The 26,680-nt window shown below is 74.6% G+C and carries 24 protein-coding genes, 1 tRNA gene and 2 pseudogenes; 15 read left to right on the forward strand and 12 right to left on the reverse strand.

The genetic code is table 11. The features are described from left to right. Positions 1 to 1,002 precede the first annotated feature (1,002 nt). The 3 genes and pseudogenes from ET471_RS19075 to ET471_RS03070 form a co-directional block, all read right to left on the reverse strand. A pseudogene (locus ET471_RS19075) lies at positions 1,003 to 1,374 on the reverse strand (sacsin N-terminal ATP-binding-like domain-containing protein); the annotation flags it as partial. Beyond that, on the reverse strand, positions 1,371 to 2,318 hold the full coding sequence (locus ET471_RS03065) for a DUF3027 domain-containing protein (protein WP_129186550.1): 948 nt from the start codon (positions 2,316 to 2,318) through the stop codon (positions 1,371 to 1,373). The pseudogene ET471_RS19075 and the gene ET471_RS03065, both read right to left, overlap by 4 nt. 14 nt (positions 2,319 to 2,332) lie before the next feature. Next, positions 2,333 to 2,710 carry a cold-shock protein gene (locus ET471_RS03070; protein ID WP_129190670.1) on the reverse strand — a complete coding sequence of 126 codons (378 nt, stop codon included), beginning with the start codon at positions 2,708 to 2,710 and terminating at the stop codon, positions 2,333 to 2,335. A 234-nt stretch (positions 2,711 to 2,944) separates the two neighbouring features. Here ET471_RS03070 and ET471_RS18335 point away from each other — a divergent pair, with 234 nt between their 5' ends. The 5 genes from ET471_RS18335 (at position 2,945) to ET471_RS03090 (ending at position 9,918) form a co-directional block, all read left to right on the forward strand. After that, positions 2,945 to 4,276, forward strand: coding sequence for a hypothetical protein (locus ET471_RS18335; protein WP_242496406.1), 1,332 nt, complete (start codon positions 2,945 to 2,947; stop codon positions 4,274 to 4,276). Continuing rightward, entirely contained in the window at positions 4,195 to 5,109 is a 915-nt protein-coding gene (locus tag ET471_RS18340; RefSeq protein WP_242496495.1) for a helicase-associated domain-containing protein, read from the forward strand. The genes ET471_RS18335 and ET471_RS18340 overlap by 82 nt, the downstream gene beginning before the upstream one ends. Positions 5,110 to 5,208: 99 nt before the next feature. After that, the gene (locus tag ET471_RS03080; protein ID WP_129186551.1) at positions 5,209 to 6,885 is read left to right on the forward strand and encodes a DNA repair helicase XPB; all 1,677 of its coding nucleotides are present in this window, start codon (positions 5,209 to 5,211) and stop codon (positions 6,883 to 6,885) included. A 113-nt stretch (positions 6,886 to 6,998) separates the two neighbouring features. Beyond that, positions 6,999 to 9,080, forward strand: coding sequence for a TPM domain-containing protein (locus tag ET471_RS03085; RefSeq protein WP_242496407.1), 2,082 nt, complete (start codon positions 6,999 to 7,001; stop codon positions 9,078 to 9,080). 61 nt (positions 9,081 to 9,141) lie between these two features. After that, on the forward strand, positions 9,142 to 9,918 hold the full coding sequence (locus tag ET471_RS03090) for a PspA/IM30 family protein (RefSeq protein WP_129186552.1): 777 nt from the start codon (positions 9,142 to 9,144) through the stop codon (positions 9,916 to 9,918). Between the two features lie 67 nt (positions 9,919 to 9,985). Here ET471_RS03090 and ET471_RS03095 read toward each other — a convergent pair whose 3' ends face one another. Next, complete coding sequence (locus ET471_RS03095) at positions 9,986 to 10,750, reverse strand: type 1 glutamine amidotransferase (RefSeq protein ID WP_129186553.1); 765 nt, start codon at positions 10,748 to 10,750, stop codon at positions 9,986 to 9,988. 124 nt (positions 10,751 to 10,874) lie between these two features. Between ET471_RS03095 and ET471_RS03100 the strand changes: the two genes are divergently transcribed. From ET471_RS03100 to ET471_RS03120, 5 genes are all read left to right on the forward strand, one after another. Further along, positions 10,875 to 11,435: an NYN domain-containing protein gene (locus ET471_RS03100; RefSeq protein ID WP_129186554.1), complete on the forward strand. Its 561-nt coding sequence runs from the start codon at positions 10,875 to 10,877 to the stop codon at positions 11,433 to 11,435. A gap of 76 nt (positions 11,436 to 11,511) precedes the next feature. Then, positions 11,512 to 12,240, forward strand: coding sequence for a response regulator transcription factor (locus ET471_RS03105; protein WP_129186555.1), 729 nt, complete (start codon positions 11,512 to 11,514; stop codon positions 12,238 to 12,240). Between the two features lies 1 nt (position 12,241). Continuing rightward, positions 12,242 to 13,870 (forward strand): sensor histidine kinase, encoded by a 1,629-nt coding sequence (locus ET471_RS03110; RefSeq protein WP_129186556.1) that lies wholly within the window; start codon positions 12,242 to 12,244, stop codon positions 13,868 to 13,870. 130 nt (positions 13,871 to 14,000) lie between these two features. Next, the gene (locus ET471_RS03115; RefSeq protein ID WP_129186557.1) at positions 14,001 to 14,702 is read left to right on the forward strand and encodes an HD domain-containing protein; all 702 of its coding nucleotides are present in this window, start codon (positions 14,001 to 14,003) and stop codon (positions 14,700 to 14,702) included. Between the two features lie 54 nt (positions 14,703 to 14,756). Continuing rightward, positions 14,757 to 15,113, forward strand: coding sequence for a WXG100 family type VII secretion target (locus tag ET471_RS03120; RefSeq protein WP_342586065.1), 357 nt, complete (start codon positions 14,757 to 14,759; stop codon positions 15,111 to 15,113). A gap of 96 nt (positions 15,114 to 15,209) precedes the next feature. On the opposite strand, the gene groL is transcribed toward ET471_RS03120, so the two are convergent. From groL to napA, 3 genes are all read right to left on the reverse strand, one after another. Next, positions 15,210 to 16,832 (reverse strand): chaperonin GroEL, encoded by a 1,623-nt coding sequence (gene groL / locus ET471_RS03125; protein WP_129186558.1) that lies wholly within the window; start codon positions 16,830 to 16,832, stop codon positions 15,210 to 15,212. 349 nt (positions 16,833 to 17,181) lie between these two features. After that, positions 17,182 to 17,841, reverse strand: a complete 660-nt coding sequence (locus ET471_RS03130; RefSeq protein WP_129186559.1) for a LytR C-terminal domain-containing protein — start codon at positions 17,839 to 17,841, stop codon at positions 17,182 to 17,184. A gap of 40 nt (positions 17,842 to 17,881) precedes the next feature. Next, a complete protein-coding gene (gene napA, locus ET471_RS03135) occupies positions 17,882 to 18,181 on the reverse strand; it encodes a nucleoid-associated protein NapA (protein WP_242496408.1) in 300 nt (99 codons plus the stop codon). Between the two features lie 134 nt (positions 18,182 to 18,315). Here napA and ET471_RS03140 point away from each other — a divergent pair, with 134 nt between their 5' ends. From ET471_RS03140 to ET471_RS03150, 4 genes are all read left to right on the forward strand, one after another. Continuing rightward, positions 18,316 to 18,996, forward strand: coding sequence for a uracil-DNA glycosylase (locus tag ET471_RS03140; protein ID WP_129186560.1), 681 nt, complete (start codon positions 18,316 to 18,318; stop codon positions 18,994 to 18,996). Between the two features lie 79 nt (positions 18,997 to 19,075). Next, positions 19,076 to 19,282, forward strand: coding sequence for a hypothetical protein (locus ET471_RS18905; protein ID WP_342586066.1), 207 nt, complete (start codon positions 19,076 to 19,078; stop codon positions 19,280 to 19,282). After that, complete coding sequence (locus tag ET471_RS03145; protein WP_342586067.1) at positions 19,279 to 19,938, forward strand: SGNH/GDSL hydrolase family protein; 660 nt, start codon at positions 19,279 to 19,281, stop codon at positions 19,936 to 19,938. Before ET471_RS18905 ends, ET471_RS03145 begins: the two co-directional genes overlap by 4 nt. Before the next feature lie 27 nt (positions 19,939 to 19,965). Further along, positions 19,966 to 20,490, forward strand: coding sequence for a hypothetical protein (locus ET471_RS03150; RefSeq protein ID WP_129186561.1), 525 nt, complete (start codon positions 19,966 to 19,968; stop codon positions 20,488 to 20,490). Positions 20,491 to 20,538: 48 nt separating this feature from the next. Here ET471_RS03150 and ET471_RS18140 read toward each other — a convergent pair whose 3' ends face one another. The 5 genes and pseudogenes from ET471_RS18140 to ET471_RS18350 all read right to left on the reverse strand — a co-directional run. Next, positions 20,539 to 20,772: an HNH endonuclease gene (locus ET471_RS18140; protein WP_207207319.1), complete on the reverse strand. Its 234-nt coding sequence runs from the start codon at positions 20,770 to 20,772 to the stop codon at positions 20,539 to 20,541. 267 nt (positions 20,773 to 21,039) lie between these two features. Further along, a tRNA-Thr gene (locus ET471_RS03160) sits at positions 21,040 to 21,112 on the reverse strand. Between the two features lie 87 nt (positions 21,113 to 21,199). Continuing rightward, complete coding sequence (locus tag ET471_RS03165) at positions 21,200 to 22,054, reverse strand: DsbA family protein (RefSeq protein WP_129186563.1); 855 nt, start codon at positions 22,052 to 22,054, stop codon at positions 21,200 to 21,202. Positions 22,055 to 22,150: 96 nt separating this feature from the next. Further along, positions 22,151 to 23,341, reverse strand: coding sequence for a serine/threonine-protein kinase (locus ET471_RS18345; protein WP_242496409.1), 1,191 nt, complete (start codon positions 23,339 to 23,341; stop codon positions 22,151 to 22,153). A 158-nt stretch (positions 23,342 to 23,499) separates the two neighbouring features. Next, positions 23,500 to 24,057: pseudogene (locus tag ET471_RS18350) on the reverse strand (serine/threonine-protein kinase); the annotation flags it as partial. Positions 24,058 to 24,181: 124 nt separating this feature from the next. On the opposite strand from ET471_RS18350, the gene ET471_RS03175 reads away from it, so the two are divergent. Then, on the forward strand, positions 24,182 to 26,512 hold the full coding sequence (locus tag ET471_RS03175; RefSeq protein WP_129186564.1) for a bifunctional alpha,alpha-trehalose-phosphate synthase (UDP-forming)/trehalose-phosphatase: 2,331 nt from the start codon (positions 24,182 to 24,184) through the stop codon (positions 26,510 to 26,512). Positions 26,513 to 26,680: the final 168 nt, after the last annotated feature.

Here is a 26,680-nt window from a genome sequence, read left to right on the forward strand (position 1 = left end):
CCCCACGGGCCCGGCGACGAGCACGGCGTCGCGGGGTGCGACGCGCACGGTCTCCTGGCTGGCGAGGGGCGGGGTCGACGACGGGTCGACGGGCCAGTCGTCCAAGGTGGCGGCGCCGGGTCGGTCCGAGTTCCCGGCGCCGAGCCGGTCCGACGAGGTCCCGACGCCGGGACGGTCCGACAGGTTCCCGGCGCCAGGACGGTCCCAGAGACTCCCCACGCCGGGCTGGCCCGACGGGCTCCCGACGGAACGGTCCCCGGGGACGGGCAACAGCGGCGTGCCCGCCAGTGCCTCGACCGCCGCCTCGCGGACAGCGGCATCGACCTCGCCTGCAGGCAGGTCCGCAGGAACGAGGTCGAGGACGTCGGCGCCGCGCTCGCCCGCCACATCGGCGAGCAGCACGGCGTAGGCGCGGCCCGCCGCGACGGCCAGGGCATCCGTCGCGGCGCCGGGCAGCACCCGGCGCCGGCCCGGGTCGACGGGGAACGTCGCGACGAGCAGCGCGGGGAACGTGAGCGCGACGTCGGTCGGCGTCGGGGCGTGCAGCACACGGGGCACGGCGGGCACGCGGCCCGACGCCGCGCGCGGCAGCGCCCAGACGAGCGACCATGCCGTGCGGCGCTGCTCGACGGGCAGCTCGGCGACGTCGTCGCGGGTCAGCTCGCCCTCGGCCCGGTGGGTGACCCACCGTTCCGCGACGGCGTCGAGCACCCGCCGGATCGGCTCGGCAGCGGTGACCACCTCGATCTCGACGCGCTCCAGCGTGGGCAGCGCGAGGAGCAGCGCGTCGTCCACGGCGTCGAGCTGGGCGTGCACCGCGGCCACGGCGTCCGCGTCGCGCAGCACGAGCTCGACGACGGTGTCGCCGTCGACGGTCCGCTCGGGAAAGGGCAGCCGCAGCAAGGCGGCCCGCGGGGCCTCGACACCCTCGCGGTCCAGCGCGGCCCGCGTGAGCGACGCGCTGAACCGGACACCGCCCGTCGTCGAGCGGACCGCGACGTCGTCGCTCACGGAGCGGACGGCGGCGAAGCCGACGCCGAACCGGCCGACCGCGCCCTCCCCCTTCGACGACGCCCGCAACGAGGCCAGCGAGGCGACGCCGGCCGCGTCGAGCGGGGCGCCGACGTTGCTGACCTGGAGCGTCGCCGGCGTGACGGTGGTGTCGAGGCGGAACGTCACGCGCCCCGCGACGCCCGCCCGGGCGGCGGCGTCGGCGGCGTTCTGCGCGAGCTCGACGACGACGCGGTCGCGGTAGTAGCCGCGCGCGTGGTCGTCCTCGAGGTTCGCGTCCTCGCGCAGCCGCGTCGGCGAGGCGCGCCACGCGTCCAGGACGGCGCGGCGCAGCGCCGCGGTGCCGAACGGGTCGGCGGTCACTCCGCCTCGGGCGTCGCCTCGGGGTCTGCGGCCTCGGACGGGGCGTCCGCCTGGTCGGCCTCCGGCGTCACGGCCGCATCCCCCGCGCCCTCGGCCGCACCGGCGTCCGCCTCGATCCCCGTGGCGGATCCAGCGGTCTCAGCAGCTCCCGCCGTCCGGAGATCCACGAGCTCCACCGTCGTCTCGTCGATGAGCGGGTCGGCGGCCGGCCAGTCCGAGGGGCCGTGCTCGACGTCGGTCTCCGAGTGCGCGCCGCACCCGTGGTCGAGGGAGACGACCTTGCCGTCGTCGGGCGACCACGCGTTGGCGCACACGCCGAACACCTGGCCGAGCTCGCCGGACAGCGGGATCAGGAACCCGCAGGACAGGCACTCGGCGGGCGACTGCACGGCGACGGCGGCCGTCGGGCCGCGCGAGCCGCGGTACCAGCGCTGCGCGGCCTCGGAGCGGCCCGTCGGGGACAGCACGCGCACGCGGGCGAGGGCGAGCTCGTCGATCGCGACGGCGTCGGCCTCGGGGTCGCCCGTGGAGACCCAGCCGGGCTCCAGGCGCGGGTCGTCGGCCCGGAAGGGCAGCGTGTCGCCGGGGCCGATGTCGCCGGGACGCAGGCGCTCGGACCACGGCAGCCACTCGGGGGCGAGCAGCGCGCCGTCGCCGGGCAGCAGCTCGACCTCGCACACGGTCGCGTTGCGGCCGCGCGGCACGCGCGCGAGCGTCACCACCCACGACCAGCCCTGGTACCCCAGCATGGTGGCGGCGAACCGGTGCGAGACCAGGCGCTCGCCGTCGACGACGGTGCCGAGGTGCTCGCCGACGTCGGACGCCGACTCGGCCACCTCGGCTGCGGCGGCGCGCGCCAGCTCGACGGCACCGACCAGCAGCGCCTCCTTGGCGGGGCGGGCGGCGGTGCGACGGGTGCGGGGCGTGGCCTCGGCGGAACTCACGGCGTCATTGTCCCTCAGGCGTCGATCTGGTCGGCGACCGCGCGAAGGATCTTCGCGACGATCTCGCTGTCCTTCGGGTAGCGGCCGCGCTTGAGCTCGTCGCCCACCTTGTCGAGCTTCTTGATGAGGTCCTCGATGACGGCCGCCATGTCGGACGGCGCGGGGCGCTTGGCCTTCGCCACCGACGGGGCCGCCTCGAGCACGGTCACGGACATCGCCGAGGGGCCGCGGCGGCCGTCGGCGACGCCGTAGTCCACCTTGGTGCCCGGCTTGGGGTTGACGACGCCCGCGGGCAGTGCGGACGCGTGCAGGAAGACCTCGCCGCCGTCGTCGCCGGCGATGAAACCGAAACCGCGTTCGGTGTCGAACCACTTGACCTTGCCGGTGGGCACCTTGACCTCGTTCGTGTTGCTGCTCAGGTTGCCGGGCACGCCCGGGTGCGGCCCGACACGGGCCGACCCCTCAGGTTACCGGGAGTGGCCCCCGCGGACCGAACGCCCGGCCCGGCGCCGCCGCCCGGCCCGGCGCGGGGTGCCGCTCGCCCCCGCGGCCCGGCCTGCGCACGGACCGAGACGTCGGCGCCCGGGGCCCCACCGCGGCCTGGCCCCGCGCGTAGCATCGCTGGGATGGCCTACTCCGAGTTCGTGCGACGGCTGGACGACGACGCGCTCGTCGCCCTGCTGCGCGCGCGGCCGGACCTCGCGGCCCCCTCGCCGTCGACGCTGCGGTCGCTCGCGGCGCGGGCGTCGTCGCGCACGTCGCTCGAGCGGGCGCTCGCGCAGCTCGACCTGCCGACCCTCCAGGCCCTCGAGGCGGTGCTCGGGCTGGAGGCGCAGGGGCACGTCGTCGCGGCGGCGGACGTCGCCGCGGCGGTGGGGGCGAGCGCACCGGACGACGTCGCCGTCGTCGTCGGGCTGCTGGACCGCGCCCGGGCGCTGGCGCTGCTCTGGACGGACGAGGCGGGCGGGCTGCGGCCCGCGCCGGGGCTGCCCGAGGTCCTCGGCACGGCGGCGCCCGGCCCCGACGGGCGCACGCACGCGGACCCCGCGCTCACCCCTCCCGCCCCCACGGGCGCCCGGGCGGTCCCGCCCGCCGCCGTGGACGACGAGGCCGCGAGCGCCGCCGTCGAGGCCGTCCGCCTGGTCGACACGCTGCTGCGCGCCTGGCAGGACGCCCCGCCGCCCGTGCTGCGCGCGGGCGGGCTCGGGGTGCGCGACCTGCGCCGCACCGCGCTGGCGCTCGAGGTCGACGAGGCGACGGCGGCGTCGGTCGTCGAGCTCGCGGCGACCACGGGCCTGGTCGACGACGACGGCGAGGACCCGCCGTCGTACGTGCCCACCACACGCGCCGACGACTGGGACGAGGCCGGCACGACGGAGCGCTGGGGCATGCTCGCGGCCGCGTGGGCGAGCGGCCGGCGCACGCCGTGGCTCGCGGGGACGCGCGACGAGAAGGGCACGGTGCGCGCCGCGCTGAGCGCCGACCTGGGCCGCGGGTGGGTGCCGCGCCTGCGCACGCAGGTGCTGACGGCGCTCGCCTCGCTGGGCCCGGTCGCGGTCCGCCCGGACGACGTCATGGCCGACCTCGCGTGGCGCACGCCGCGCGCGGTCCCGCCGGACGCGGCGGTCGTGGGCCTGCTGCACGAGGCGGCGCTGCTGGGCGCGACGGGCGCGGGCGCGCTCGCGACGCCGGGCCGCGCGCTGCTCGCGCTGCTGCGGGGCGACGCCCCCGGCCCCGTCGGCGCCCCCGCGGCTCCCCCGGCCGACGCCGAGGCCGTCCTCGCCGGAGTGCTCCGCGCGGTCCTCCCCCGCCCGTCGACGAGCTGCTGCTCCAGGGCGACCTCACCGGCATCGTCCCGGGCCGCCCGTCCGCCGAACTGGCGAGCCTGGTCGACCGGGCCGCGGACGTCGAGTCCCGCGGCGCGGCGACCACCGTCCGCTTCACCCCGGCGTCGGTGACGCGGGCCCTCGACGGGGGCGCCACGGCCGACGAGCTCCTGGAGCAGCTCGCGCGCCTGTCCCGCACCCCGGTGCCGCAGGCGCTCGAGTACCTGGTGCACGACACCGAGCGGCGGCACGCGGCCCTGCGCGTCGGGGCGGCGGGCTCGTACGTGCGCGCCGCCGACCCGGCCGTGCTCACGGGCCTCGTCGAGGACCCGCGCCTGGCCGACCTCGGGCTCATCCGCCTCGCCCCCACGGTCGTCGCGGCGTCCGTCCCGGCCGCCGCGCTCCAGGTGGCGCTGCGGCAGCGCGGCCTGCTCGCCGCGCTCGAGGGGCCCGACGGGCGCCCGCTCGGCCGGCTGCGCCGTCCGGCCCGGATCGAGCGTGGCGGCGCCCGCACGCTGCGCTCCCCGTACCTGACGGCCGGGGCGCCGACGTCGGACGCCGAGCGGCGCGCGCTCGTGGAGCGCCTGCGGATCGCCGACGGCGAGGGGCGGCGCTCGCCGTTCGCGTCGACGGCGGGCGGCGAGGCGGGCGTCTCGGTCGCGGCGCTGGACCGCGCGGCGAGCGCGCCGACGCCGGTGAGCGGCAGCCACGCGCTGGACCGGCTGCGTGCCGCGACGGGAACACCCGCCCCTGGCGACGCGTTGGCCCTGCTGCGCGACGCCGTCCGGGAGGGCGGGCACGTGTGGCTGGAGCTGGTCGACGGCCAGGGCCGCCCGGTCCGCCGCCGCGTGCGTCCGCTGCGCGTCGAGGCGGGCCGCCTGCGCGCGCTGGACACCCAGCGGGGCGCCGAGCTGACGGTCGCGGTCCACCGCATCGCGCACGTCGACCCCGACGACGACGCATAAGGCCCCGGCCGAGCGACTCTGGATGTCCGGTTCTGGGCGGCCATACACGGACGTTCAGAGTCGCGCGACAGCGAGACGGAGACGAGATGAGGAGTTTGGATGGGTGACGGGCCTTTGATCGTGCAGAGCGACAAGTCGTTGTTGCTCGAGGTCGACCATCCGCGGGCCGACGAGTGCCGGCGGGCCATCGCGCCCTTCGCCGAGCTCGAGCGTGCGCCCGAGCACGTGCACACCTACCGGCTCACCAACCTGGGCCTGTGGAACGCGCGCGCGGCCGGGCACGACGCCGAGCAGGTGGTCAACACCCTCCTCGAGTTCTCGCGCTACCCGGTGCCGCACGCGCTGCTCGTCGACGTCGCCGAGACCATGGACCGGTACGGCCGCCTCACGCTGCACGCGCACCCGACGCACGGGCTGGTGCTGGAGGCCTCCGACCGGGCCGTGCTCGCCGAGGTGCTCAAGTCGCGTCGCACGTCGGGCCTGCTGGGCGAGCGGATCGACGACCAGACCGTCGTCGTGCACCCCTCCGAGCGCGGCCATCTCAAGCAGGTGCTGGTCAAGCTCGGCTGGCCCGCGGAGGACCTGGCCGGGTACGTCGACGGCGAGAAGCACCCCATCGCGCTGTCCCACGAGGCCACCCCCATCCAGGGCGGAGCGGTCAAGCACTGGGAGATGCGGCCCTACCAGGCGCAGGCCGTCGACTCGTTCTGGTTCGGCGGCTCCGGCGTCGTCGTCCTGCCGTGCGGTGCGGGCAAGACCATCGTGGGCGCCGGCGCCATGGCCAAGTCCGGCACGACGACGCTCATCCTCGTGACCAACACCGTGAGCGCGCGGCAGTGGAAGGACGAGCTGATCCGCCGCACCACGCTCACCGAGGACGAGATCGGCGAGTACTCGGGCACCCGCAAGGAGATCAAGCCCGTCACGATCGCCACCTACCAGGTGCTCACCACGAAGCGGAAGGGCGTGTACAGCCACCTCGAGCTGCTCGACGCCCGCGACTGGGGCCTCATCGTCTACGACGAGGTACACCTGCTGCCCGCCCCGATCTTCCGCATGACGGCGGACCTCCAGGCCCGACGACGCCTCGGCCTCACCGCGACGCTCGTGCGGGAAGACGGCCGTGAGGACGAGGTGTTCTCGCTCATCGGGCCCAAGCGGTACGACGCCCCCTGGAAGGACATCGAGGCGCAGGGCTACATCGCCCCCGCCGACTGCGTGGAAGTGCGGCTCACGCTGCCGGAGTCGGACCGCATGACGTACGCCGTCGCGGAGCCCGAGGACAAGTACCGGCTCGCGGCGACGGCGTCCGGCAAGAACCGCGTCGTCGAGCGCATCGTGGAGACGCACCCGGACGACCAGGTGCTCGTCATCGGGCAGTACCTCGACCAGCTCGAGGAGCTGTCGGCGCACCTCGACGCCCCGCTCATCACGGGGGCGACGACGGTGCGCGAGCGGCAGCGGCTGTTCGACGCGTTCCGCTCGGGCGAGGTGTCGAAGCTCGTGGTGAGCAAGGTCGCGAACTTCTCGATCGATCTGCCCGAGGCGTCGGTCGCGATCCAGGTCTCGGGCTCGTTCGGGTCCCGGCAGGAGGAGGCCCAGCGCCTGGGCCGCGTCATGCGCCCCAAGTCCGACGGCCGCACCGCGCACTTCTACGCCGTCGTCGCGCGCGACACGGTCGACCAGGACTTCGCCGCCCACCGCCAGCGCTTCCTGGCGGAGCAGGGGTACGCGTACCGGATCGTGGACGCGGAGGACTTCGACCCCGTGCAGTGAGACCCGGTGCAGTGAAGTGGAGCACGAGGCACGAGGTCAGGCAGCACGTCCGCTGTGGGCGATCTGCGCCGCCACCGATTGCAGCCCTCACCGCCCCGGGCCACGATCGATGCGTGATCTCCCCCGTCTCCCGCGCGCGCGGTGCCCGCGCGCCCTTCGCCGTCGGTGCCGTCCTCGTGCTGGGCACGGGTCTCGCCGTCGCGCCCGCCCTGGTTCCCGACGCCGTCGCCCCTGCCGTCCTCGCGGCCGCCCACGCCGAGGCGCCCCTGACCGATCTCGACGGCGAGATCACGGACCGCGCGAACGTGCTCGGCGACCGCAAGGCGGAGGTCCAGACGGCGCTCGACCGCGTCGCCGACCAGACGACGCTCCAGCTCTTCGTCGTGCTGGTCGACACGTTCGACGGCGCCTCGGACGGCACGGACTGGGCGAACCAGACGGCGACGTCGACGGGCATGGGCCGCAACGACGTCCTGCTGGCGATCGCGACGCAGGGGCGCCAGTGGGGCCTCTCGTGGGACAACAACGCGCCGCTCTCGTCGGCCGACCTGGACGCCGTCGAGGCCGCCGCCACGACCGCGGCGCGCGCCGCCGCCAACGCCCCCGCGGGCGAGGGCGACTGGGCCTCCGTCGCGATCGACTCGGCCGACGCGCTCGTCTCCCGGGCGAGCGGGGGCGGGGGCGGCGGGGCCGCGCTCGCGGTCGGCGGCGCCGTCGTCGTCGCGGGCGGTGTCGGCGGCTGGCTGTGGTGGCGGAGCCGCCGCCGCGCGGCCGGTCAGGCCGCGAGCACCAGCCAGGACGAGCTCTCCCGGCTCAGCACCGACGAGCTCGACAAGCGCGCGTCGACGGCGCTCGTCGAGATCGACGACGCCCTCAAGACGTCCGAGCAGGAGCTCGGGTTCGCGCAGGCCGAGTTCGGCCTGGAGGCCACCACGGAGTTCCAGCAGGTGCTCACGAAGGCGAAGTCCGACGTGCAGCAGGCGTTCGTGCTGCGGCAGCACCTCGACGACGAGACCCCGGACCCGGAGGCGCAGAAGCGCGCCTGGCTGGCCCAGATCATCACGCTCGCGGACGGCGCGGCCGACGCGCTCGACGGCCAGACGGCGTCGTTCGACGACCTGCGCAAGCTCGCCGAGCGCGCCCCGCAGGTGCTCGAGGAGACGACGCAGCGCGCCGAGGAGCTCACGTCGCGCGTCGGCGTCTCCCGCCAGACGCTGGCCACCCTCGCGGCCACCTACCCGCCCACCGCGCTCGCGTCGGTGAGCGCCAACCCGGACCAGGCGGCGTCGCTCGTCGAGCAGGCGCGCACGGCCGTCACGGAGGGCCGGACGGCGCTCGAGAAGAAGGACCGCAACGCGGCCGTCGCCCAGGCGCGCGGCGCGCAGAACGCGCTCGGCCAGGCCGTGAAGCTGCTCGACGCCGTCGACAACGCCGGCCAGGAGCTCGCCGCGGCCGGGCCGAAGCTCGACAAGGGCATCGCCTCCATCACGTCCGACATCGCGGACGCCGGCCGCCTCGCCCCGATCATCACGGCCGCGGGCGACGCGACGGTCGGCCCGGCCACGGCCGAGGCGCAGGCGGCCGTCGCGCAGGCGCAGGCCGCCAAGCAGGGCGGCGACCCGCTCGCGGCGCTGGCCCGGCTGACGGCGGCCGAGGCGGCGCTCGACCAGGCGCTCGCCCCGGCCCGGGAGAAGTCCGAGGCGGACGCCCGCGCGGCGGCCCTGCTGCGCGACACGCTCGGCCGCGTCGAGTCGCAGGTGCGGGCCACCGACGACTTCATCTCCACGCGCCGGCAGGCCGTCGGGCCGGACGCGCGCACGCGGCTCGCCGAGGCGATCCGCCTCGTCGGCGAGGCCCGCCAGCTCGCCTCCTCCGACCCGTCCACCGCGCTCCGCAAGGCGCAGGAGGCCGAGCGGTACGCCTCCAGCGCCGCGCAGATGGCCCAGCAGGACGTCTCCGGCTGGGGGCAGCAGCAGGGCGCCGGACCGAACATCGGCGGCATGGTGCTCGGCGGCATCCTGCTCGACTCGATCCTGCGCGGGTCGGGCGGCGGCATGGGAGGCGGCCAGCGCCGTGGCGGCGGCTTCGGAGGCGGCGGCATCGGCGGCGGCTTCGGCGGCGGCGGGTTCGGCGGGGGCCGCTCCGGCGGCTACGGCGGGGGCGGCGGCCGCTCGGGCCGCGGCGGTAGGTTCTAGTTGTCCAGCGGTATCACTGCACGGCATCACCCCTGATCAAGGACGAGAGAGGCACGATCCCATGACCGCGAAGCAGAGCATCCTCGGGCGCATCGCCCAGCTCACCAAGGCCAACGTCAATGCGCTGCTGGACCGGGCCGAGGACCCGCAGAAGATGCTGGACCAGCTCGTGCGCGACTACACGAACAACATCGCGGAGGCGGAGCAGGCCATCGCCCAGACGATCGGCAACCTGCGCCTGGCCGAGCAGGACTACAACGAGGACGTCGCGTCGGTCAAGGAGTGGGGCGGCAAGGCCCTCGCCGCGTCCCGCAAGGCCGACGAGTACCGCTCCACGGGTGACGTCGCGAACGCGGACAAGTTCGACCAGCTCGCCAAGGTGGCGCTGCGCAAGCAGCTCGACGCCGAGTCCGAGGTCACGCAGGCCCAGCCGATGATCGACTCGCAGCGGCAGACGGTCGAGAAGCTCAAGACGGGCCTGACCCAGATGAAGGACAAGCTCGTCGAGCTGCGCGGCAAGCGCGACTCGCTCGTGGCCCGCGCCAAGACGGCCCAGGCCCAGCAGACGGTCCAGACGGCGATCAGCTCGATCAACGTGCTCGACCCGACGTCGGAGATCGGCCGCTTCGAGGACGCCGTGCGGCGCGAGGAGGCCAAGGCGATCGGCCAGGCCGAGGTCGCCGCGCTCTCGCTCGACTCGCAGTTCGAGGAGCTCACCCGGTCGGACGCGGACATCGAGCTGGAGGCCCGCCTGGCCGCGCTCAAGGCCGGCAGCGCCCCGGCGCCGCAGATCGCCCCGACGTCGGTGTCGAGCGACTACGAGCCCGACGCGTCCTGACGCCGGACGCCTCGCATGCCGGTGGCCCCGGACTCCGTGGAGTCCGGGGCCACCGGCGTCTGCGAGGTCAGCGGGCCGCGTACGCGTCCACCTGGGCGGCGAACGCCCGCCCGACGGCGATCACCAGGTGCGCCAGCGACGCCGCGTCCCGCGTCATCGCCGCGTCCACCGCGGCGGCGTCGACGTCGTCGTGGTGGCGCGCCCAGCCGAGCGTGATCGACTTGCCTGCCTCCGGGTGGAACTGCACGCCGAGCGCCGAGCCGATGCGGAACGCCTGGTACGGGTACTGCTGCGACCAGCCGAGCCACTGCGCGCCAGCGGGCAGCTCGGCGACGGCGTCGGCGTGCATGCTCACCGCGCGCGTCGACCCGCCGGCCGCCGCCGCGACCGCACCCAGCACGGGGTCGGCGGCCGCGGCGTCGCGCCACCGCACGTCGATCACGCCGGCCTCGCGCCCGGGCGGCGCCCCGACGACGACGGACCCGCCGTGCGCGACCGCGAGGAGCTGCGCGCCCAGGCAGATGCCCAGGGTGGGCACGCCCGCGCCCGCCGCCTCGACGAGCAGGGCCCGCACCGCGGGCAGCCAGGGCGCGACGACGTCGTCGTAGGCGGACATCTGCCCGCCGAGCACGACCAGGCCCGCGCCGACGGCGCCGAGCGCGGGCACGGTCTCGCCGAGGTCGAGGCGCACGATCCGCACGGCGTCGCCGAGCACGGCGCCCAGCAGGCCCAGGGGGACGTCGGGCGAGTTCTGGAGCACCGTGATGCGGGGCCGCGCGTCGTCGGCCGGGCCGGCGAGCACGCCGGAAATGTCGCTTGCAGCCAGGGTCACGGGGGCACACCGTACTCGCGGTACCAGGTACCAGGACAACCGCCCAGATGGCAGGCCCTCGCCCCGCACCGAGCAGGGCGCGGCAGGCGCCGCGCTCCGACCGCCCGGGCCCTAGGCTGGCGCCATGTCCCAGCGCAAGACGTACCTGCTCGTCGACGGGGAGAACATCGACGCCACCCTTGGCATGAACGTGCTGGGCCGTCGCCCGAACCCGGACGAGCGCCCGCGCTGGGACCGCATCACGGCGTTCGCGGCGTCGGTGTGGGGGCAGGACGTCGTCCCGCTGTTCTTCCTCAACGCCTCCAGCGGCCAGATGCCGATGCCGTTCGTGCAGGCGCTGCTCGCGATGGGGTACCGGCCGATCCCGCTGTCCGGGTCGGGCACGGAGAAGGTCGTCGACGTCGGTATCCAGCGCACGCTCGACGCGCTCGCCGACCGCGACGGCGACGTGCTGCTGGCCAGCCACGACGGCGACTTCCTGCCGCAGATCGAGACCCTGCTCGGCAGCGACCGCAAGGTGGGCCTCCTCGCGTTCCGCGAGTTCGTCAACGCGAAGTTCGCGGAGCTGGGCGCGCGCGGGCTGGAGACGTTCGACCTCGAGGGCGACGCGAACGCCTTCACCACGCTGCTGCCGCGCGTCCGGATCATCCCGCTCGAGGAGTTCGACCCGCTGCGCTACCTCTGAGACCGCTCGCGGGCGTCCAGGGTGCTCACAAGGTTTCTTCCAGGAATCCTCCAGCGACCCGGCGCACACTGGCTGCATGAGCACCCCTGAGGCACGCCTCGTCGTCGTCGACGACGAGCCGAACATCCGCGAGCTGTTGTCCACGTCCCTGCGCTTCGCGGGCTTCGAGGTCCACGCCGCAGCCGACGGCCGCGGCGCGCTCCAGCTGGTGCGCGACCTCGAGCCCGACCTCGTGGTGCTCGACGTCATGCTCCCCGACATGGACGGCTTCACGGTCACGCGCCGCATGCGCGAGACGGGCCGCCACACGCCCGTGGTGTTCCTGACGGCGAAGGACGACACGCAGGACAAGGTGCAGGGCCTCACGGTGGGCGGCGACGACTACGTCACCAAGCCGTTCAGCCTCGAGGAGGTCGTGGCCCGCATCCGCGCGGTGCTGCGCCGCACCACGGCGGGCGTCCCGGAGGACGACGCCCTGCTGCGCGTGGGCGACCTCGAGCTCGACGAGGACTCGCACGAGGTGCGCCGCGCCGGCATCGAGGTGGAGCTCTCCCCCACCGAGTTCAAGCTGCTGCGCTACCTCATGCTCAACGCCGGCCGCGTGCTGTCGAAGGCGCAGATCCTCGACCACGTGTGGCAGTACGACTGGGGCGGCGACGCGAACATCGTCGAGTCCTACATCTCGTACCTGCGCCGCAAGATCGACACGCTCCAGGTGCCCGACGACGGGGAGGCGCTGCCGCCGCTGATCCACACCAAGCGCGGCATCGGCTACCTCCTGCGCGCGCCGCAGGTGGCCCGCTGACGTGAGCACGCCCGGCGCCGCGACCGCGCACGCCCCCGCCAGCACCCCCGCCAGCACCCCCGTCGACGACCTGGAGGCGGCCGTGTCGAGCACCGCGGACCCGGACGACGACCCGACGCCGCCGCACGTCCTGCGGCGCGTGTCGGCGTGGTTCGACGCCCTGCCGCTGCGCACGCGCCTCGTGGCGATCATCGCGGTGCTGCTGGCGGCCGGGCTGGGCGCGACGGGCGCGGTCACGCAGGCGTTCGTCTCGCACGCCCTCGTCCAGCAGGTCGACGACCAGCTCGTGCGGACGGCGAGCAGCAGCGGCCCCCTGGCCCAGACGATCCGCAACTCGGCCGCCGGGCCGGGCGAGTTCTACGTGCTGCTGCGCTTCTCCGCGGGCGGCAGCCAGCGGCTCGCGTGGGAGCCGACGATCAGCCTCAACGGCGAGCCGACGATCCCCGTGATGTCCGCGGACGAGGTCGCCGACCACGGCCTGGAGCCCTTCACGGTCCCGTCCCGCGGCGGCACCCACCCGACGGAGTGGCGGGTCGTCGCGCAGAACGTCTCGCTCGGCGGGCCCCTGCTCGACGGCATCGCGTTCATCGCGCTGCCCCTGTCGAGCGTGCACCAGGCCTCCGGCATCCTCGCGCGGACGCTCTTCGCGGCGGGCGCGGGCATCATCCTGCTCGGCGCGGGCGCCGCCTGGGTGCTGGTGCGCCGGTCGCTGCGCCCCCTGCGGGAGATCGAGACGACGGCGGCCGCGATCGCGGCGGGCGACTACACGCGCCGCGTGCCGGCCGCGGAGCCGACCACGGAGGTGGGCTCGCTGGGCACGTCGCTCAACGCGATGCTGGCCCAGATCGAGCGCGCCTTCGCCGACCGCGACGAGTCCGAGCGCCGCATGCGGCGGTTCGTCTCCGACGCGTCGCACGAGCTGCGCACGCCCCTGGCCACGATCCGGGGCTACGGCGAGCTCTACCGGATGGGCGCCCTCGACACGCCCGACAAGGTCGACGACACCATGGGCCGCGTCGAGGACGCCGCCCGCCGCATGGGCCTGCTGGTCAACGACCTGCTCGAGCTCGCGCGCCTCGACGAGGGCCGCCCCCTGCGCTCCGAGCGCGTCGACCTCGCCGCCATGGCCGGCGACGCCGCGCAGGACCTCGTGGCGCTCGACCCGGAGCGGACGGTCCGCGTCGTCGGCCTCGACGGCGACACGCCGCCGCCGGCGCTCGTGGTGACGGGCGACGGCGACCGGCTGCGGCAGGTGATGACCAACCTGGTCGGCAACATCGCGCGGTACACCCCCGCGGGCAGCCCGGCCGAGCTCGCGCTCGGCACCGTCGTCGACGACGACGTCGCCACGCGCGCGCACGCCGTCGTCGAGGTGCGCGACCACGGGCCAGGCGTCTCGCCGGAGCAGGCCGAGCGGCTCTTCGAGCGGTTCTTCCGCGCGGACTCGTCGCGCACGCGCGAGTCCGGCGGCTCCGGCCTGGGGCTCGCGATCGTCGCGGCGATCGTCGGCGCGCACGGCGGGCACGTGTCCACGCGGACGCCCGACGGCGGTGGCCTCGTGGTGCGGGTGACGCTGCCGCTCGCGGGCGGTGCCGGCTCCGGCGCGCCGGCGGCCGCGTCCGTGGGCTGAGCAGCGCCACGGTTCCCGGCGGCCCGGGGAGCCGCTACAGTGACGCGTCGCCATCTCCCCTGATCGCCGCTGCGCGGTCGTAGGCTGGAAGCGACGTCGTTCGTAGTCACCGACCGAAGGTCTGATAAGCATGGGCGTCAACTGGCATGACGCACCGCAGTGGTTCCGCTCCTCGTTCGCCCGCGCCGCCCGCGGCGTCGGGGCGACCGCGACCGACGACGAGCTCGCCGACACGGCCGAGGGTCTCGTCGCCCGCTGGTCCGGTGAGGACCGTCACTACCACAACCTCAAGCACCTGGCCACGACGCTGCACCGCGTCGAGGAGCTGTCGCAGGAGACGCACGACGCCAACCTCGTCCGGCTCGCGGCCTGGTACCACGGGGCGGTCTTCGCGTCCGACTCCAAGTCGACGTACGAGCTCAAGGGCGGGGAGCAGACGCCCGCGTCCGCGGAGCTGGCCCGCAAGGAGCTGACCGCCCTGGGCGTGCCTGCCGAGCGCGCCGACCGCGTGGCCGCGCTGGTCGACTCCCTCCTGCGGCACCAGCCCCCGGCCGACGACGCCGACGCGCAGGTGCTGAACGACGCCGACCTGTCGATGCTCGCCACCGAGCCGCAGTACTACAAGGTGTACTGCGCCGCCGTGCGCGACGAGTACGGGCACATCCCCCGTGCCGACTTCGTCCGGGCGCGCATCCGCATCCTGGAGCGCATCCTGCAGCGCGGCCCGATCTTCTCGACCCCGCAGGCCCAGTCCTGGGAGGCCCCGGCCCGCCAGAACGTCGAGGCCGAGCTGGCCCGCCTCCAGAAGGAGCAGGCGAAGCTCGACGCCTGACGTCCCCCTGTGGACGACGCCGGACGCCCCTCGCGCGTCCGCCCTACCGTCGTCGTGCCCGGACCGTCCGGGCAGGACGACGACGGCGGGCCGCCACGGCCCGCGGGACAGGGGACGGACATGCGGTACGACGTCGACAGCGAGCGGGTGGCGCAGGCGGGCGCGGCGGTGAACGGGTCGGTCGCGGCGATCCGGGGCGAGGTGGGGGCCATGATGCGGCACCTCCAGGACCTTCAGGCGACCTGGCACGGCGGGGCGGCGTCGGCGTTCGGGGGCGTGATGACGCAGTGGCAGGGCGCTCAGGCGCAGGTGGAGCAGGCCCTGGACGCGGTCCAGGCCGCCCTCGCGAACGCGGCCCGCACCTACGCGGACGCGGAGACCCAGGCGGCCCGCCTCTTCGCGGCCCGCTGATCCCGTCGTCCCGCGCCGCGCAGGGACGGCACGACGGCGGCCCGCCACCCTCCGTGAGGGTGACGGGCCGCCGTCTGCGTTGCTAGAGCGCGTGGATCAGAAGTCCATGCCGCCCATGTCGCCACCGCCGGCCGGCGCAGCGGCCTTCTCCGGCTTGTCGGCCACGACGGCCTCGGTGGTGAGGAACAGCGCGGCGATCGACGCGGCGTTCTGGAGCGCCGAGCGGGTCACCTTGACCGGGTCGTTGACGCCCGCGGCCAGCAGGTCCTCGTACACGCCGGTGGCGGCGTTGAGGCCCGAGTTCGTCGGGAGGCTGCGGACCTTCTCCGCCACGACGCCGCCCTCGAGGCCGGCGTTGATGGCGATCTGCTTGAGCGGGGCCGAGATGGCGGCGGCCACGATCTGGGCACCCGTCGCCTCGTCACCCTCGAGCTCGAGCTTCTCGAACGCGGCGGCACCAGCCTGGATGAGGGCGACGCCACCACCGGCGACGATGCCCTCCTCGACCGCGGCCTTGGCGTTGCGGACGGCGTCCTCGATGCGGTGCTTGCGCTCCTTGAGCTCCACCTCGGTGGCCGCGCCGGCCTTGATGACGGCCACGCCGCCGGCCAGCTTGGCGAGGCGCTCCTGGAGCTTCTCGCGGTCGTAGTCGGAGTCCGACTTCTCGATCTCGCCACGGATCTGGTTCACGCGACCGGCGATGAGGTCGGCGTCGCCGGAACCCTCGACGATCGTGGTCTCGTCCTTGGTGACGACGACCTTGCGGGCCTGGCCGAGCAGGTCGAGCGTCGCGTTCTCGAGCTTGAGGCCCACCGTCTCGGTGATGACCTGGCCGCCGGTGAGGATCGCGATGTCCTGGAGCATGGCCTTGCGGCGGTCGCCGAAGCCCGGGGCCTTGACGGCGACGGACTTGAAGGTGCCGCGGATCTTGTTCAGCACGAGCGTGGCCAGGGCCTCGCCCTCGACGTCCTCGGCGATGATGAGCAGCGAACGACCCTGCTTCATGACCTGGTCGAGGATCGGCAGCATGTCCTTGACGTTCGAGATCTTCGACTCGACGAGCAGGACGTACGCGTCCTCGAGGACGGCCTCCTGGCGCTCCGGGTCCGTCTCGAAGTAGCGGGCGAGGAAGCCCTTGTCGAAGCGCATGCCCTCGGTGAGCTCGAGCTCCAGGCCGAAGGAGTTCGACTCCTCGACCGTGATGACGCCCTCCTTGCCGACCTTGTCGAGCGCCTCGGCGATGAGCTCGCCGATGGCGGGGTCGCCGGCCGAGATGGCGGCCGTGGCGGCGATCTCGTCCTTGGTCTCGATCTCCTTGGCGGCGTTGAGCAGCTGCTCGGTCACGGCCTCGACGGCCTTCTCGATGCCGCGCTTGACGGCGATCGGGTTGGCGCCGGCGGCCACGACACGCAGGCCCTCCTTGACCAGGGCCTGGGCGAGCACCGTGGCGGTCGTCGTGCCGTCACCGGCGACGTCGTCCGTCTTCTTGGCGACCTCCTTGACGAGCTCGGCGCCGATCTTCTCGAACGGGTCCTCGAGCTCGATCTCCTTGGCGATGGAGACGCCGTCGTTCGTGATCGTCGGGGCGCCCCACTTCTTGTCGAGCACGACGTTGCGGCCCTTCGGGCCGAGGGTCACCTTGACGGTGTCGGCGAGCGCGTTGAGACCGCGCTCCATGCCACGACGAGCCTCCTCGTCGAAAGCAATGATCTTGGCCATGGGGAAGTGTCCTCCGCTGGTATGGCTTGCGCGGCCGGCAGGTGCCCGCGACGGACGGCCTGCGTCCGGGCGTTCAGGTCACGCACCGGGCCCAGGCCTCACCAGCCGGCCAGCTGTATCAGGTTCACTCTCGGCGCCGGGCGTTGTCACTCGACACCCGAGAGTGCTAACGGCGATTCTGGCACTCGCCCCTGGAGAGTGCAAGACAGTGCGCCCAGGGCGAACCCCGCGCCGCCCACGCCGTCGTCCTGCGCGTGGTCGCAGGCGCGCAGGACGCTCCGGACTCTGGCACGCCGACGGCGCGCCACCCGCGAGGGGTGACGCGCCGTCAGGTGCGCGAGCGGGCCGGTCAGCCGGCCGGGGTGAGCGCCGACTTGATGATGACGATGACGTCGCCCTCGCGGATGGCCTGCTGGGACACGTTCCCCGCCGGGATGCCCAGCGCCGCGGCCACGGCCTTGGCCGTGTCGTCCTTGCCCTCGGCGAACCAGACGCTCGTGGTCGCGGGGCTGGTGAAGCCGGCCGGCGGGTTGCCGGCCTCGACCTGCGTGAAGCCCTTCCCGTCGAGCGCCGTCTTGCCCCGGGCGGCCTCGCCCGAGATGCCGGAGTCGTTGAGCACGCGCACGTGGGCGTCGAGGTTCGCCGCGGCGAGCAGGGTCGTGAGGTCCGCGGCCGGGTCGGCGGCGGGCGGGGAGGTCGTGTCCGCGGGCGGCGAGGCGCCGTCGGCCGGGGCGTCGGTCCCGTCCGCGGGGGCGTCGGCCGTGCCGTCCTCGGCAGGCGCCGTCGCGTTGGTGTCCGTGGCGCCGCCCGCGTCGTCGGCCGTGCCGTTGTCGCGCGAGAGGAACATGACGCCACCGACGGCGACGGCCACGGCGATCACCGCGACGAGCAGGAACGGCCAGAGCCCGCTCCACGTGCTGCGCGGCGCGCGGTGCACGCCCACGGGCGAGTCGTCGGGGCTGCGGACGTCGAACTCGTCGGGCGGGTACGGGTACTGGCTGCGGCTCACGCCGGACAGGGTAGCGGCTCGCGCTGGGCCCTGAGGAGGTTCAGGCGCCACCGTCGGACAGCCGCCGCGCAGAACGTGCCCGCTGCCGCGTGGCGCGCAGGCGCCGCAGGCGCTTGACGAGCATCGGGTCGGCGGCGAGCGCCTCCGGGGTGTCGATGAGGGCGTTGAGCACCTGGTAGTAGCGCGTGGCCGACAGGTCGAACAGCTCGCGCACCGCCTGTTCCTTGGCGCCGGCGTACTTCCACCACTGCCGCTCGAAGGCGAGGATCTCGCGGTCCCGCTCGGAGAGCCCCGGGACGACCGGCGCGGCAGCCTCCACCGCGTGCAGCATCTCACTCATGCGTTCCAGGGTAGGCCGGGAACGACACGGATGTCATTCACCGCCTTTCGACGTCGTACCTTCTTGCGTTCTGAGCGCCAGAACGCAAGAAGGTACGACGTCGAAAGGGCGGGTGGGCCGGTAGCCTCGCCGTCGTGACGACGCCGCCGCCCCTCGCCGAGACCATCGACCCCGGGTGGGCCGCCGCCCTCGCCGACGTCGAGCCGCAGGTCCACGCCATGGGCGACTTCCTGCGCGCCGAGATCACCGCCGGGCGCGGCTACCTGCCCGCCGGGGCCGACGTGCTGCACGCGTTCCGGCGGCCGTTCGCCGACGTGCGCGTCCTCGTCGTCGGCCAGGACCCGTACCCCACTCCCGGCCACCCCATGGGGCTGTCGTTCTCGGTGCAGCCGGACGTGCGGCCCGTGCCGCGCTCGCTCGCGAACATCTACACGGAGCTCATGAGCGACGTCGGGGCGCCGCCGCCGTCGAACGGCGACCTGCGCCCCTGGGCCGACCAGGGGGTCATGCTGCTCAACAGGGTGCTCACCGTCGCGCCGGGGGCGGCGGGCTCGCACCGCGGCAAGGGCTGGGAGGCCGTGACCGAGGCCGCCATCCGGGCGCTCGTGGCGCGCGGCGGTCCGCTCGTCGCGATCCTGTGGGGCCGTGACGCGGCCTCGCTCAAGCCGTGGCTCGGCCCGGTGCCGTACGTCGAGAGCGCACACCCGAGCCCGTTGTCCGCGCACCGCGGGTTCTTCGGCAGCCGCCCGTTCTCGCGGGTCAACGCCCTGCTGGCGGCCCAGGACGGCGCGCCCGTGGACTGGCGCCTGCCGTAGCCGGGGCGCCTGCCGTGGCGCCTCGACATGAGCACCCGGAACGTGACCACGACGGGTGACACCGGGGCAGAATGCTCGGGTGAGCGAAGTTCCTGACGCCCAGATCGCATCGTCCGAGCCCGCCGCCTCCCCCGCCCCGCGCTGGACGCGGTACGTCGCCGTCGGCGACTCCTTCTCCGAGGGCTGTGGGACCCGTACCCGACGTCGTCGGACGACGTCGACGACGACGCCGTCCAGCGCGGCTGGGCCGACCGGCTCGCCGACACCCTCTCGGCGCGGCGCGTGAGCGCCGGGCTGGAGCCGCTGGAGTACGCCAACCTGGCCATCCGCGGGCGGCTGCTGCACCAGATCATCGACGAGCAGGTGGACGTCGCGATCGACGCGAAGGCCGACCTGGTCTCCCTGATCGGCGGCGGCAACGACATCCTGCGCCCCGGCGTCGACGTCGACGAGATCTCGGAGGCGCTCGAGGGCGCCGTCGCGCGGCTGCGTGCCGCGGGGGCGGACGTGCTGCTGGGCGCCGGCTTCAAGGCCGGCGGGGCGCTCAGCTTCACACGCGGCCGCACCGGCACCTACAACGCGAACGTGTGGACGATCGCGCAGCGGCACGGTGCGTCCGTGCTGGACCTGTGGGGCATGCGGTCGCTCTTCGACCTGCGCCTGTGGGCCGAGGACCGCCTGCACCTGACCCCCGAGGGGCACCGCCGCGTCATGAACGCGGCCCTCGTCGGGCTGCACCTGCCGCCCGAGGACGCCGGCTACGACGTGCCCCTGCCGCCCGCGCCGCCCGTGCCGCTCACGGCCAAGGCCAAGGCCGACGCCGAATGGGCCCGCGAGCACGTGGTGCCGTGGGTCAGGCGCCGCCTCACGCACACCTCCAGCGGCGACGGCCGCGCCCCGAAGTGGCCGCAGCCGGTGCGCTGGCCCGAGACGCGTGACTAGGCTGGCGGCAACCCTGAGGAGGCTCCGATGAGCGAGCAGCACGACCGCAGCACGGCCGACAAGATCGCCGACGCGGCGGGCAACGTCGCCGAGTCCGTGCGCAAGGCGATCGAGGAAGGGCTCGAGGCGATCAAGCCCACCTGGGAGGAGAAGGTCAAGCCTGCCTGGGAGGAGAAGGTCGTCCCCGCCTGGGAGGACAAGGTCGCCCCGGCGATCGCGTCCGGCGCCGAGAAGGTCGCCGGATGGGGCGAGGACGTGCGCGACGCCGCTGACAAGAAGTCCTCCGAGCTCAGCGCGGGCGACAAGCCGTCCGACAAGATCCTGGGCGGCGCGCTCGGCGTCGGCGCCGCCGCGGCGGCCCTGGGCAGCAGCGCGGCCAAGTGGGTCAGCAAGGAGGCCGCGCAGATCGGGCACGACGACGATGCCGAGACCGCCCCGCTGGACACCGAGACCCCGCCGGCGCACCACGCCGAGCACCCGGCCGACCCGGACGCCCGCACGGAGCAGCCGCAGCCCTGGGAGCCGACGCCTCCGCAGGACGACGACTTCTGACCGAGCCGCGGCGAAGGCCGGGACCGTGTGGTCCCGGCCTTCGGCGTCTCAGTACGACTTGCCGTCTGCGTAGCGCTGCTGCCGCCACGCCCGGCCGTTGCCGCGGTTACGGCTCTTGAACGTCGGGAGCTGGCTGTCGCAGTTCGGGCAGACGAGACGGAGGTTCTCGCGGCGGTTGTTCGAGGCGTCACCGTCGACGTGGTCGAGCACGAAGGCGAGATGCGTGCCCTGCCACTCGTTCGGACGCTCGCAGATGGCGCACCGGCCCTGCTGCTCGTCCATGAGGTACAGGCGGATGTAGTGCCGCCGTGTCGATCCAGCCCACGGCGCCTCTCCCGTCCGGAGCCAGTCGTCCGTCTTTCGTCGCCGCTCCTCCTGTCGCTGGCATGCATTCCCGCAAAACCGCTTCTGGCGCCCGGAGAGGATCGCACCGCATGCCTCGCACGTCATCATGGATCGAACGCTAGTTCGATCCGACTGTGGCGTGTCAACCCCTGAGGGCAAGGAAATGCCCCCGACCTGGTGCGAGACCAGACCGGAGGCTTCCGGAGCCGCCTACGGGACTCGAACCCGTGACGCAATGCTTACAAGGCAAACGCTCTACCAACTGAGCTAAGGCGGCATGCATGCGGGACCGCCGAGACGGCACGCGGGCGGGGATCAGACTACCGATCCCCGCCCGCGTCGTCGCCTTCCGGCGGTCAGCGCGTCACTTCGTCGCGTCCGCGACGGCCTGCGCGAGGGCGCCCGCGACTCTCCAGTCGCCGTCCCAGCGGACGCCGTCGATCGTGATCGTCGGCGTGCCGAAGCCGCCCTGCGCGTTGGCCAGGGCGTCGTTGTTCGTCGCGGCCTGCGTGGCCGAGGTGACCCACTGCCCGAACGTGCGGCGCGCCTCGCCCGACTCGATGCCGGCGGCGACGTCGTCGGGGACGCCCGCCTGGCGGGCCAGGTCCGCGATCTCCGCGTTGGTGTGGCCGGCGGTCTGCTCCTCGGGCTCGTTGGCGAAGAGCGCCTCGTGGAAGTCGAGGAAGCGGGCGGGGGCGCGGTCGGCCACCCAGGCGGCGGCCGACGCGGCGCGCGTCGAGTACGCCGTGCCCTGGGAGACGCGGTCGAGGATCGAGACCGGGAAGAGCTGGACGTTGGCCGTGCCGTCCGCCAGGAAGGCCTCGAGCGCGTCCTTGTTGACCGTCTCGAACTGGCCGCAGATCGGGCACATGTAGTCGAAGTAGATGCCCACCGTCGGCACGTCGGGGTTGGCGGTGCCGCCCGCGGAGCGGTCCTGGGCGATCAGGATGCCGGCGTCGTCGCCCGCCGTGCCCGGGACGTCGACGACCTCCGACAGCGGGAGGTTCTCGTCGACGGCGTCGGCGGCGTTGTTGTTGTGGTCGCGGATGAACAGCCACGCGACGATCGCGACGAGCGCGACGAGGACGACGCCGAGCACGCTCATGGTGATCAGGCGGGCGCGCCTGTCGGCCGCCTCCTGCTTCTTCTTGAGCGCCAGCGCCTGCGCGCGGGCGGCCTCCCGGCGCTGAGCCTTGGACTGGTTCGGGCTGGTCGACATCGCGATCCTTCGGCTGGTCGAGCATGACTGGTCGCGGCCGCCCCGGTCGGGCGGCCGACGGTCAGCCTAGCGGCGGGACCTGGACGCGGAGGGTCGCTAGAGCGACGGTGGCCCGTCGAGCGGCCACCAGTGGATCACGGGCGGCACCTCGAGCAGCGAGCGGGCCAGCAGCCAGGCGCCGACGAGGCACGCCACGATGACGACGGCGGCCCCGATCCAGCCCGGCGCGAACGTGTTCAGCAGCGCCCGCGCGCCGCGGCGCCCGGTCTCGCCGGCCGGCCCGAACCACGCCACGACCGCGGTGAGGAGCGTCGCGAGGGCGAGCACCGCGCAGAACACGATGGGCGCGTTCATCCCGCCGACGGACCGCGCCTCGATGTCGTCGCGCGGCATGACGATCACGCGCCCGGCCCCGAAGAGCCAGTACCCGCCGACGACGACGAGCACGCCCACGCACCCGGCGACGAGCAGCTGCGGGATCGACCCGAGGGCGCCCAGGATCGCGTGCCAGGGGAACGCGACGGTGGCGACCACCCCGTCGGAGCGGCGCACGGCGCCGTACCGCTCGCGGCGGTCCCGGATGGCCTGCGACGCCTGCCCGGCGACGCGGCACAGGACGACGAGGATCGCGGCGACGCCGACGGCGACGACGGGCCGCGTGGCGCCCAGCACGACGAGCGGCACGAGGAACGCGAGCACCGTCCCGCTGCGCCGCGCGAGCGGCGGCGCGACGTACGGCTCCGGCGGGAGCGGCTCGACGGACTCGGCGTCGTCGTCGGGGACGCCCGCGGTGGCCGCGATGTGGTCGAACGCCTGGTAGCGCACCTCGCCCACGGGGATGGGCCCGGTGACGGCCGGGGTCGCCCCGGTGACGACGGGCATGGCGCGCGTGTATCCGTCGTGGGACGGCGGACCCGCGAGCGCCGTCGGCGCCCCCACGAGCTGGGTGGGCGGGCCGACGAGCTGGGTGGGCGGGCCGACGAGCTGGGTGGGCGGGCCGACGACCGCCGTCTCGCCGGTCGGGGCGCCGGCAGCGGCCGAGCGGCTCGTGCCGCCGTCCGGGTGCACGGCGATGCGCTGCGTCGCCTCGTCCGTCCCGGCGAGCGGCGACCCCGCCTCGAGCGCGGCGTACGCCGCCTCGTCGGAGTCGCGCCGCAGGGCGCGGGCCACCTGCGTGGGCCCCCAGCGCACGTCGGGGTCGGCCTGCAGCGCGCCCGCGAGCGCCCGCGCGGTGCGGGCGGGGAGCCCGACGAGGTCGGCGCGCCCTTCGCGGGAGCGCCGCAGCACGAGGTCGGTGGGCCGGACGCCGAAGGGTGAGCGTCCGGTGGCGGCGAAGGCGAGGAGTGCGGTCCAGCTCCACCAGTCGGACTCGGGGTGGGTGCGCCGCCGTCGAGCAGCTCGGGAGCCAGGTAGCCGGGGGTGCCGATGACGAAGCCGGGCGAGGTGAGGGTGCCGGCGTCGCCGGGCGGGTCGGCGGGGGCGGCGGCGATGCCGAAGTCGATGATGACGGGCCCGTGGGGGGTGACCATGACGTTGGAGGGCTTGAGGTCGCGGTGCACGACGCCGGCGAGGTGGACGGCTTCGAGCGCGGCGGCGAGCTGGTCGGCGAGCTCGTACAGGTCGACGGGGTCGAGGGGGCCGCCGTCGTCGACCTCGGCCTCGAGCGTGCGGCCGGGGACGAGCTCGGTGACGACGAACGCGGTGTCGCCGTCGAGCTCGGCGTCGAGGACGCGGGCGACGGCGGGGTGGCGGAGCTTCTGGAGGGCCTGGACCTCGCGGCGCAGCCGCTGGCGGGCGACGGGTTCGCCGTCGAGGTGCGAGTGCAGCACCTTGAGCGCGACGGCGGTCCCGCCGCCGTCGACCGCCTTGTACACCGCACCCATGGCGCCCCTGCCGAGCAGGGCCTGGATCGTGTAGCCGCCGATCTCCGTCCCTGCCGTCAGGCGCCCGGGGGCGTCCGCCGTGCTCACGGCTGCTGCTCCCTCGACGTCGACGTCGCCCATGGCGAAACCGTAGTGGCCGGTCGGGCCCGGCGCGCGCGCACCGGGCGCGGTGCGCCAGACGACCGGGGCCGCCCGGGAACGGGCCGGGTAGGTTGGAATCGTCAAGCGATCGGAAGGTTTTCCATTGAACGGCAAAGAGCAGGACGGGCGCTACGACCTGGTGGTCGTCGCCAACCGACTCCCCGTGGACTTCTCGCTCCACCCCGGCGGGGGTGTGGACTGGCAGCGGTCCCCGGGTGGCCTGGTCACGGCCCTGGAGCCGGTCATGCAGGCGGCCGACGGCGCGTGGGTGGGCTGGTCGGGTGCCCCGGACCTGGCGGCGGACCCGTTCGACGCGGACGGCATGCGCCTGGTCCCGGTGACGCTGAGCGCGAGCGAGATCGAGCGCTACTACGAGGGTTTCTCGAACGACACGCTGTGGCCGCTGTACCACGACGTCGTCGCGACGCCGACGTACCACCGGCAGTGGTGGGACGCGTACCGCCGCGTGAACCAGCGCTTCGCGGACGCGGCGGCCGCCCAGGCTGCCCCGGGCGCCGTCGTCTGGGTGCACGACTACCAGCTCCAGCTCGTGCCGCGCCTGCTGCGCGAGCAGCGGCCGGACCTGCGCATCGGTTTCTTCGACCACATCCCGTTCCCGCCGGTGGAGCTGTTCCAGCAGCTCCCGTGGCGGCGGCAGATCGTCGAGGGCCTGCTGGGCGCCGACCTGGTGGGCTTCCAGCGCGGCGGCGACGCGTCGAACTTCGTGCGCGCGGTGCGGCGTCTGACGGACCACACGACGCGCGGCCCGATCGTGACGATCGACGCCGACCGGTCGCGGCCGGCGCGGCACGTGCGCGCGGGGGCGTTCCCCATCTCGATCGACTCGACGCGCTTCGACGCGCTGGCCCGCACCCCCGAGGTGCAGGCGCGCGCCAAGGAGATCCGCACGGAGCTGGGCGACCCCGACGTCGTCATGCTCGGCGTCGACCGCCTCGACTACACCAAGGGCATCCGGCACCGCATCAAGGCGTACGGCGAGCTGCTCGACGACGGCCGGGTCGACGCCGCCCGCACCACGCTGGTGCAGGTGGCGAGCCCGTCGCGCGAGAACGTGGGCGCGTACCAGGAGCTGCGCGAGCACGTCGAGGTGCTGGTGGGCCGCATCAACGGCGAGTTCGGCGAGCTCGGCCACTCGGCCATCCACTACCTGCACCACTCCTACCCGCCGGAGGAGATGGCGGCGCTCTACCTCGCCGCCGACGTCATGCTCGTGACGTCGCTGCGCGACGGCATGAACCTCGTGGCCAAGGAGTACGTCGCCGCCCGCTCGGACGAGCAGGGCGTGCTGGTGCTCTCGGAGTTCACGGGCGCCGCGGACGAGCTGCCCTCCGGCGCGCTGCTCGTCAACCCGCACGACATCGAGGGCATGAAGGACGCCATCGTCCAGGCAGCCCGCATGACGGAGCGCGAGCAGCGCCGCCGCATGCGGCGCCTGCGCCGCAAGGTCATGGCCGACGACGTCGCCAAGTGGTCGCAGGGCTTCCTCGGCGTCCTGCACGCGATGCCGCGCCGGCACCTCGCGACGGTGGCCGCGCCCGCCTCGGCGCCCGGCCCCGACGACGCCGGGGACGCCCCGACGGCCACGAGCCCCGAGGCGCTCGGCCACGCCCTGGGGGCGCTCGCCGCGGCCGACGACGCCGCCGTGCTCGTGGGCCTCGACTTCGACGGGACGCTCGCACCGCTCGTCGACGACCCGATCGCGTCGGTCATGACGCCGGACGCCCGCGCCGTCGTCGAGCGGCTGGGTGCCCTGCCGCAGGCCGCGCGCGTGCACCTGGCCCTCGTCTCGGGCCGCGACCTGGCGGACCTCGCCGAGCGGGCGAACCCGCCCGCCGGCACCTACCTGGTGGGCAGCCACGGCGCCGAGACGGGCCGTGTGCTGCCCGACGGGTCTGTCGCGGCCGTCCCCGTCGTCCTGAGCGACGAGCAGCTCCGCACGCTGGAGGCCGCGGTCGGCGGGCTCGAGGAGGCCGCCGCCGAGGCACCGGGGGCCTGGGTGCAGCGCAAGCCGTCCGCGGCCGTGCTGCACACGCGCCAGTGCCCGCCCGGCACCGCCGACGCCGCGGTCGCGCGCGCGGACGCCCTCGCCCACCGGCTCGGGCTGCCCGCGATGCACGGCAAGGACGTCGTCGAGCTCGCCGTCGTGCCCACCGACAAGGGCGCCGCGCTCGCGCGGCTGCGCACCGCCGTCGACCCGTCGCGGCACGTCCACGTGCTCTACGCGGGCGACGACACGACGGACGAGCACGCGTTCGCCTCGCTCGGGTCCGGCGACGTGGCGATCAAGGTCGGGGCCGGCGAGACCGTGGCCCCGCACCGTGTCGCGGACGCGGACGCGCTGGCCGCGGCGCTGGCGCGGCTGGCCGACGACGTCACGCGGCGCGTCGGTGACCCCTCCTTGGGCGCATCTTGAACCGCAGGTCCACCTGCGCCTCCCCAAGGAGTAGAGTCCACCACGTCATCGGTGATGACATGACGCCGAAGTCTCCGGGGCGACCGGCGAAGGCGGCGTCGCACACAACTCCAGAAGTGTCACAGCAGACACGAAGTTCGTGATCTCAGCGGCACCTTCACAACGGAT

The sequence above is a fragment of the Xylanimonas protaetiae genome (assembly GCF_004135385.1).
Taxonomy (GTDB): domain Bacteria; phylum Actinomycetota; class Actinomycetes; order Actinomycetales; family Cellulomonadaceae; genus Xylanimonas; species Xylanimonas protaetiae.